Below are 7,382 nucleotides of genomic sequence, written 5' to 3' on the forward strand. Positions count from 1 at the left end.
TGTCAGTTTTGTTACGCTCCACAGGCCGGAGTCTGCGGCCGGCCCAGGATCAGCAGTCGAAGGTGATGTGGAATGCAGGCCTGGCGAGCTGGCGCCGGTGGCCAGACGGCACCACTTGATGCGCATATACTCGCCCGTCGCGCGCCGGCGATGGCGAGGCCGTCCTTCAGGCGTTCCAGACAAGGGCCGTCATGGCGTCGATGCCGGTGTCGAGAGGCACGTCATGCGGATAGCAGGGGCGGGGGCGGTTTGCCCCCGCTGCCCAGCGTCAGTGACAGCCCGTTCCTGGCGTCGCTATCCGCCATATTTCTCCAAGAACGCCTCGGCCTCGAGCTCCCGGAAGTCATCCAACGCGGCCCGCAGCCTTGCATGGTCCCAGTCCCACCAGGCCAGCGCCTGGTAGCGTTCGGCCGTGCGGCGATCGAAGCGCTCGCGGATCGGCTTTGCCGGCACGCCGGCGACGATCGTATAGGGCGCGACATCTTTCGAGACGACAGCGCCGGCGCCGACCGCGGCGCCATCGCCGATGGTGACGCCGGGCAGGATGGTCGAGCCGTGACCGAGCCAGGTGTCGTGGCCGATGGTGACCCGCTTGGCGCGGCGCTGGGCGAAGAATTCGCTCTCGTGCTCGGCATCGTCCCAGTAGTCCGAGGCGCGATAGGTGAAGTGATGCAGCGTCGGCCGCCAGGTCGGGTGGTTGGTGGCGTTGATGCGCACGCTGGCCGCGATGTTGGCGAACTTGCCGATCGTCGCGCACCAGACGGCGCAGTCCTGCATCATGTAGGAATAGTCGCCGAGTTCGCTTTCCGAGACCCGGCTGCGGTCGGCGATCTCGGTCCAACGGCCGAGCGTCGAGTTCTGCACCTCCGCCGTCGGATGGATCAACGGCGTCTCGGATAATTTCCTGGTCATGCGGCGATTTTTCCGGGCGCGAAAGCGGTGACGTCGATGATGCGGTCGGCAACCGCCTCGCGCACATCGTGGTCATGGAAGATGCCGAGCAGGGCGACACCTGCAGCCTTCTTGGCGGCGATGAGTTCGATCACGACATCGCGGTTCCTGGCATCGAGCGAGGCTGTCGGCTCGTCGAGCAACAGGATCGGATGCTCGGTGATGAAGCCGCGCGCGATGTTGACGCGCTGCTGCTCGCCGCCGGAGAAGGTCGCAGGCGGCAAGGCCCAGAGTTTCTCCGGCAGGTTGAGCTGCGCCAGCAAGGCGCGCGCCTTGCCGCGGGCAATCTCGCGATCCTCGCCGCGCTCAACCAGCGGTTCGGCGACGACGTCGAGCGCCGAGACGCGCGGCACGGTGCGCAGGAACTGGCTGACATAGCCGATCGTTTGCCGGCGTATGGCCAGCACGGTGCGCGGGCTGGCGGTGGCGAGGTCGATCAGCCCATCATCATGCGTGACGATGATCTGGCCTTCGTCGACGGCGTAGTTGCCGTAGAGCATCTTCAGGATCGAGCTCTTGCCGGCACCGGAAGGACCGCCGAGCACGGTGCATTCGCCAGCCCTCATCGAGAACGAGACACCGGCGACAACAGGCAGTTTGATGCCGTCGCGCAGGTGCATGGTGAAACTCTTGGCGACGTCGGAGACAACGAGGGGGGTTGCCATCAGAAGGGCCTCCAATTGTCGTTCGTTTGCGGGCCAACGCCTCCCTCTGCCTTGCCAGGCATCTCCCCCTCAAGGGGGGAGATCGGCAGCTTTCTCGTTGCGCTTGTTCTGCAACGTTGGAGAGTGGCGAAACCGAGGACGATAGCCAATCTCCCCCCTTGAGGGGGAGATGGCCGGCAGGCCAGAGGGGGGTGCCTTGGCGCCATCGTCAAACCTGCAGAATCGAGGAAACAAGCAATTGCGTGTAAGGCGCGCGCGGGTCGTCGAGCACGCGGTCGGTGAGACCGCTTTCGACGACGCGGCCGTCCTTCATCACCATCATGCGCTGCGACAAAAGCCGCGCCACGGCAAGGTCATGGGTGACGACGATGGCCGCCAGACCAAGATCGGTGACCAGACCGCGCAGCAGGTCGAGCAGGCGCGCCTGGACCGAGACGTCGAGGCCGCCGGTTGGCTCGTCCATGAACACCAGACGCGGGCCGGTGACGAGGTTGCGGGCAATCTGCAGGCGCTGGCGCATGCCGCCGGAAAAGGCGCGGGGCTCGTCGTCGATGCGGTCCTCGTCGATCTCGACGCGCGATAGCCAGTCGACGGCGGTGGCGCGGATCCTGCCGTAGTGGCGGTCGCCGACCGCCATCAGCCGCTCGCCGACATTGGCGCCGGCCGACACCGTCATGCGCAGGCCGTCGGCCGGGTTCTGGTGGACAAACCCCCAGTCGGTGCGCATCAGGAAGCGGCGCTCGGCCTCACTCATGCGGTAGAGCTCGCGGAACTGGGCGTCACGCATGCGGTAGCTGGCGCTGCCGGAGGAGGGCAGCAGCCGCGTCGACAGGCAGTTGAGCAATGTCGTCTTGCCGGAGCCGGACTCGCCGACCACAGCCAGGACTTCGCCCGGCCACAGGTCGAAGGAGACGTTGTCGCAGCCGACGCGCGAGCCGTAGAATTTAGAAAGTGCTGCGACACGCAGCAGCGGTTCGTCGGTCATTGCGCCGGCTCCCTTGTTCCCGAGGCAAGATGGCTTTCTGGAGCAAGGTGGCCGCGATGGCCGTCCGCCCGCCGCTTCTCGCAATGGTCCGTGTCGGAGCAGACGAACATGTGACCGCCATGGTCGTCGAGGATGACTTCGTCGAGATAGACGTTCTCGGCCGCGCACAGCGCGCAGGGCTGGTCGAAGGTCTGCACCTCGAACGGATGATCCTCGAAGTCGAGGCTGACCACTTCGGTGAAGGGCGGCACCGCATAGATGCGCTTTTCGCGCCCGGCGCCGAACAGCTGCAGCGCCGGCGAGCGGTGCATCTTGGGATTGTCGAATTTCGGCGTCGGCGACGGGTCCATCACATAGCGGCCCTCGACCTTGACCGGATAGGCATAGGTGGTGGCGATGCGGCCGTGTTTGGCGATGTCCTCGTAAAGTTTCACATGCATGAGGCCGTATTCTTCCAGCGCATGCATTTTCCGCGTTTCGGTCTCGCGTGGCTCGAGGAAGCGCAAGGGTTCCGGAATCGGCACCTGGTAGACCAGCACCTGGCCCGCCGTCAGCGGATGCTCGGGAATGCGGTGACGGGTCTGGATGATGGTGGCGCTGGCGGTGTCAGTCGTCACCGCGACGTTGGCGACCTTCTTGAAGAAGGCGCGGATCGAGACCGCGTTGGTGGTGTCGTCGGCGCCCTGGTCGATGACCTTCAGCACATCGTCCGGGCCGATGATCGAAGCGGTGACCTGGACGCCGCCAGTGCCCCAGCCATAGGGCATCGGCATTTCGCGCGAGGCGAACGGCACCTGATATCCCGGGATGGCGATGCCCTTGAGGATCGCGCGGCGGATCATCCTTTTGGTCTGTTCGTCGAGATAGGCGAAGTTGTAGGTGGCGATGTCGGTCATGGCGATCACATCCACATTGTGCTATCGAATTGGCGTCCAGGACGCGGATACAGGGGCGAATTCAGATGAACTCGACCGGATGGATGCATCTCGGAATTCTGTTGGTGGTGTTCGCCGGCGTCGTTCTCTTCTTCCTTCGGCGCATGATTTTGCCCGGCCCCAAAGAAGGCTCTCAAGGTGAGTCCCTGGGCGTCGGGAATGGTGATTACTCCGGGTATGACGGCTATGGCGGTCATTCCCACGATGGTGGCGGCCATGGTGGCGTCGGGCACTAAATTCATTCCGCAGCCTCCGATCCCCTGGCATAGCGCGCCAGCCGCTCATTGAGCGTGCCGGTGTGCAGTTCGAACATGTGGTTGTCTTCGTCGTAGAAATAGATCGAGCGGCCTTCACCCTCGACGCGCGGGCGCGGCGGGCGCATGTCGAGGCCGAGCCTGCCGATGCGCTCGGCATAGCGGTCGAAATCGGCGTCATCGATCTTGAAGGCGATGTGGTTGTAGCTGCGCTCCGGCAAGGGTTCGCCCTCCATGATGGCGACCCAGATGTCACCGATCAGGAAGAATTTTTCGGGCGACAGCGAGAACTGCCTGGCGTCGCTGGCATAGACTTCGCGTGCGTCGAATACGCCCTCGAGGATTTCGGTCATCCGCTCGAGATCGCGGACGATGAAGGTCATGTGGGAAAGGCCCTCGATCATTCCGCAGCCTCCCGCTTCTCTTCGACCTTCACGGGGTTTTCGCGCGCGTCATATTCGGTGCGCATGCGGCGTACGAGATCGAGTTCTGCCTGGAAGTCGACATAGTGCGGCAGCTTCAGATGTTCGACGAAGCCGGTCGCCTGGACATTGTCGGAATGCGAGATGACGAACTCCTCGTCCTGGGCCGCGGCGACGACATCCTCGCCGAGCTCTTTCGCGCGCAGCGCCCGGTCGCAGAGTGCCATGGCCATCGCCTTGCGCTCGCTCTGGCCGAAGACGAGGCCGTAGCCGCGGGTGAATTGCGGCGGCGCCTTGGCCGAGCCTTTGAACTGGTTGACCATCTGGCATTCCGTGACGCGGACAGTGCCGAGCGGCACCGAGAAGGGCAGTTCGGGCACGTCGAGCTCCAGCTCGACTTCGCCGATGCGGATCTCGCCGACGAAGGGGTGATTGCGGGCATAGCCGCGCTGGGTGGAATAGCCGAGCGCCAGCAGGAACCCTTCATCGCCGCGTGACAGCGCCTGCAGGCGGATGTCGCGCGCCATCGGGAATTCGAGCGGCTCGCGGGTGATGTCGCCGGGGACATGGTCCTGCGGCATGTCGCCATCCGGTTCGATCAAGCCTTCGCGGGCGAGGATCGCCGAGACGCGCGGCATGGCTTGCGCTTCCGTGTCGCGCAGCAAGGGCTCGGCGACATCGGCGCCGGCGGCAAGCTCGGGATCGAGCAGCCGGTGGGTGTAGTCGAAGGTCGGTCCGAGCAACTGGCCGCCGGGCAGATCCTTGTAGGTCGCCGAGACGCGCCGCTCGACCAGCATGTTGGCGGTGTCGATGGGCCTGGAGTAGCCGAAGCGCGGCAGCGTGGTGCGGTAGGCGCGCACCAGGAAGATCGCCTCGATCATGTCGCCGCGCGCCTGGACGATGGCGAGCGCGGCCAGTTCACGATCATAGAGCGAGCCTTCGCTCATCACCCGGTCGACGCCGAGCGCCAGCTGCTCGACGATCTGGTCGAGACGAAGGGCGGGCACCGAACGGTCGCCACGCCGGCGGTCGGCCAGCAGGCTGTGGGCGTTGGCGATTGCCGCTTCGCCACCTTTTACCGCGACATACATCTTACGCCTCCATCGTCTTGATGCGCGTCGTGCGCGGTAGGCAGGCGATGCCGCCTGATGTGGCGAGGATGATGTCGACGCCGCGCGGAAAGCGCTTGATATTCTGCTTCCACTGCTCGACGAAATGGCGTGGCATCTGCGCCGGCGCGATCGTGGCGCTGGTTTCGATGCCAGGACCTTCGAGCAATAGCGGCGTGCCGGAGACCAGATCGCTGACCTGCAGGATCAGCGTGGTCGAGCGGTCGGGATAATCCTGCGTGCCCTGCGAAAAGCCATCGAGCGCCATCATCTCGGCAGGTGCTGCGATCAAGGCGAAATGCGCATCGGCCGGTGTGTTGGCCAATGGCGCGCCGGTATGGAACCCAAGCCACGATCTGATCGCGGTGGAGGCCTGCAAAGCCGGGTCGAGCCAGAGCGGCGTGTCATTGTCGCACAGCGCCAGTGCGATGGCGCCGGCGGTAGCCGAGAGCGGCACCGGCGGGCGGGCGAAGGCCGGCAGCGGTTGCACGCTGCCCGGCCGAGCCATTGCGTCCATCACGGCGCGGAACACGGTCTGGGCGTTGAAGACCGGATCGGCGAACCCGCCCTCGATCGATTGCACAGCTGCGTCCATCAGTCTTCTCCGCGAACCATGGTGAAGAAATCCACCTTCGTTGCCGCCGTCTCGGCGCGGCGTTTTTCGTGCGCCATGGTCAGAGCCGACCGCAGAGGCGCTATCAGTCCGGTCTCGACCTCATTGCGGCGGGCAGGGTCCTGCCATAGGGCGTCGGCGATAGCCGCCAGCTTCGCCTTCTGCTTGTCGCGGCCAAGCGCATAGCAATGGCCGACCTGTCCGGACGGCAGCCGGACCGTGGCGCGGGTGACGGTCGCCTCGCCGACATTGAAGGGCGCGCCACCGCCGCCGATGCGGCCGCGCAGGGTGACCAGTCCGGTTTCGGGGCCGCGCAACAGCTCGGCGTCCGAAGGCAGTCCGGCCTCATTCCAGAGCCGCACGATGTCATCGCCGCTGGATTGCGCAAGGGTTGCCATGGCGGCCTTGCGCTCGGCCTGGTCGCGGGCTTCCTGTCCTCGCATGAGCTGTAGTCCTCGTGGCTAAATTTGTCTATTGATATAGACAACTATACAAATTATACCTATTATCTAACGGGTGTCCATGACGGGTGGATGACAGCGATAGAAGACTGGGCGCTGGAAGGTTGGGGCAATGATGGTCGGGCGGCTAGCAGCGGACAGCATCGAGCGGCGCAGTGGCGTTTCGCTGTGGCGGCAGATTGCCGACAAGATGCTGCATGCGATCGCCATCGGCGATTTCACGGAGAATGCAGCGCTGCCGCCGGAGGTGGCGCTGGCAGAGCGCTATGGCGTCAACCGCCACACGGTGCGCAGCGCCATATCAGCCCTCGTAAGGGAAGGCGTGCTGCGGGCCGAGCAGGGGCGCGGCACCTTCGTGCTGTCGCGCAAGCGGCTGTCCTATCCGATCGGGGCGCGCACACGGTTTTCGACAGGGCTGCAAGCGCAGACGACGGAACGGCACATCGCCTTGCTCGCCTCGTCGGTCGAGCCGGCCAGCCAGCGCGTCGCCGAGGGACTGGGTCTTGCCAAGGGAGCCGATGTGATCCGCCTGGAAACGCGCGGCGAAGCCGACGGACGGCCGGTGTCGCGCGCTGCTGGCTGGTTCGAAGCCCGGCGCTTTGCCGGCATCGATGCCGCGATGGCGCAAACAGGGTCGATCACCGCCTCGCTGGCGCGCTTCGGCATCGACGACTATCTCAGGCAATCGACCGTGCTGTCGGCGCGCCATGCCGATGCGGCGGACCTTGCCGACCTCGACCTGCAGCCGGGCGCCATCGTACTGGTCACGGTCGCCGTCAACGTCACGCCGGACGGCCAACCGATCCAGTTTTCCGAGTCGCGCTTCCCGGCCGAACGGGTGGAGCTGAAGCTGTCGGCGCTGTAGGGAGTGACGGGCTTATACGAGACCGTGATTTATCTGACTCACGCTGATATCAGACCAGCTCGGTCGCGCTCACTTGCGTCTTGGCGATTGAGGACCGCCTTCACCCACTCCCGGGGGGGGGG

The 7,382-nt window shown here is 65.1% G+C and carries 10 protein-coding genes; 1 reads left to right on the forward strand and 9 read right to left on the reverse strand.

Annotated features, from left to right (window positions below; translation table 11 throughout):
- Nucleotides 1–294: 294 nt before the first annotated feature.
- The 9 genes from LB519_RS13250 to phnG form a co-directional block, all read right to left on the reverse strand.
- Nucleotides 295–912: a DapH/DapD/GlmU-related protein gene (locus LB519_RS13250; RefSeq protein WP_224620210.1), complete on the reverse strand. Its 618-nt coding sequence runs from the start codon at nucleotides 910–912 to the stop codon at nucleotides 295–297.
- Nucleotides 909–1,616 (reverse strand): phosphonate C-P lyase system protein PhnL, encoded by a 708-nt coding sequence (gene phnL / locus LB519_RS13255; RefSeq protein WP_224620211.1) that lies wholly within the window; start codon nucleotides 1,614–1,616, stop codon nucleotides 909–911. The genes LB519_RS13250 and phnL overlap by 4 nt, the downstream gene beginning before the upstream one ends.
- A gap of 208 nt (nucleotides 1,617–1,824) precedes the next feature.
- Nucleotides 1,825–2,601, reverse strand: coding sequence for a phosphonate C-P lyase system protein PhnK (phnK, locus tag LB519_RS13260; RefSeq protein ID WP_224620212.1), 777 nt, complete (start codon nucleotides 2,599–2,601; stop codon nucleotides 1,825–1,827).
- Nucleotides 2,598–3,497: an alpha-D-ribose 1-methylphosphonate 5-phosphate C-P-lyase PhnJ gene (locus tag LB519_RS13265; RefSeq protein WP_224620213.1), complete on the reverse strand. Its 900-nt coding sequence runs from the start codon at nucleotides 3,495–3,497 to the stop codon at nucleotides 2,598–2,600. The genes phnK and LB519_RS13265 overlap by 4 nt, the downstream gene beginning before the upstream one ends.
- Before the next feature lie 5 nt (nucleotides 3,498–3,502).
- Nucleotides 3,503–3,778 carry a hypothetical protein gene (locus tag LB519_RS13270; protein ID WP_224620214.1) on the reverse strand — a complete coding sequence of 92 codons (276 nt, stop codon included), beginning with the start codon at nucleotides 3,776–3,778 and terminating at the stop codon, nucleotides 3,503–3,505.
- Nucleotides 3,775–4,194, reverse strand: coding sequence for a FosX/FosE/FosI family fosfomycin resistance hydrolase (gene fosX, locus LB519_RS13275; protein WP_013529521.1), 420 nt, complete (start codon nucleotides 4,192–4,194; stop codon nucleotides 3,775–3,777). Before fosX ends, LB519_RS13270 begins: the two co-directional genes overlap by 4 nt.
- On the reverse strand, nucleotides 4,191–5,303 hold the full coding sequence (locus LB519_RS13280; RefSeq protein ID WP_224620215.1) for a carbon-phosphorus lyase complex subunit PhnI: 1,113 nt from the start codon (nucleotides 5,301–5,303) through the stop codon (nucleotides 4,191–4,193). The genes fosX and LB519_RS13280 overlap by 4 nt, the downstream gene beginning before the upstream one ends.
- A gap of 1 nt (nucleotide 5,304) precedes the next feature.
- Nucleotides 5,305–5,916, reverse strand: coding sequence for a phosphonate C-P lyase system protein PhnH (phnH, locus tag LB519_RS13285; protein WP_063173108.1), 612 nt, complete (start codon nucleotides 5,914–5,916; stop codon nucleotides 5,305–5,307).
- Complete coding sequence (phnG, locus tag LB519_RS13290) at nucleotides 5,916–6,377, reverse strand: phosphonate C-P lyase system protein PhnG (protein WP_063173107.1); 462 nt, start codon at nucleotides 6,375–6,377, stop codon at nucleotides 5,916–5,918. Before phnG ends, phnH begins: the two co-directional genes overlap by 1 nt.
- A 133-nt stretch (nucleotides 6,378–6,510) precedes the next feature.
- Between phnG and phnF the strand changes: the two genes are divergently transcribed.
- Nucleotides 6,511–7,260 carry a phosphonate metabolism transcriptional regulator PhnF gene (gene phnF / locus LB519_RS13295; protein WP_063173106.1) on the forward strand — a complete coding sequence of 250 codons (750 nt, stop codon included), beginning with the start codon at nucleotides 6,511–6,513 and terminating at the stop codon, nucleotides 7,258–7,260.
- Nucleotides 7,261–7,382: the final 122 nt, after the last annotated feature.

The sequence above is a fragment of the Mesorhizobium sp. AD1-1 genome, from assembly GCF_020164655.1.
GTDB classification, from domain to species: domain Bacteria; phylum Pseudomonadota; class Alphaproteobacteria; order Rhizobiales; family Rhizobiaceae; genus Mesorhizobium; species Mesorhizobium ciceri.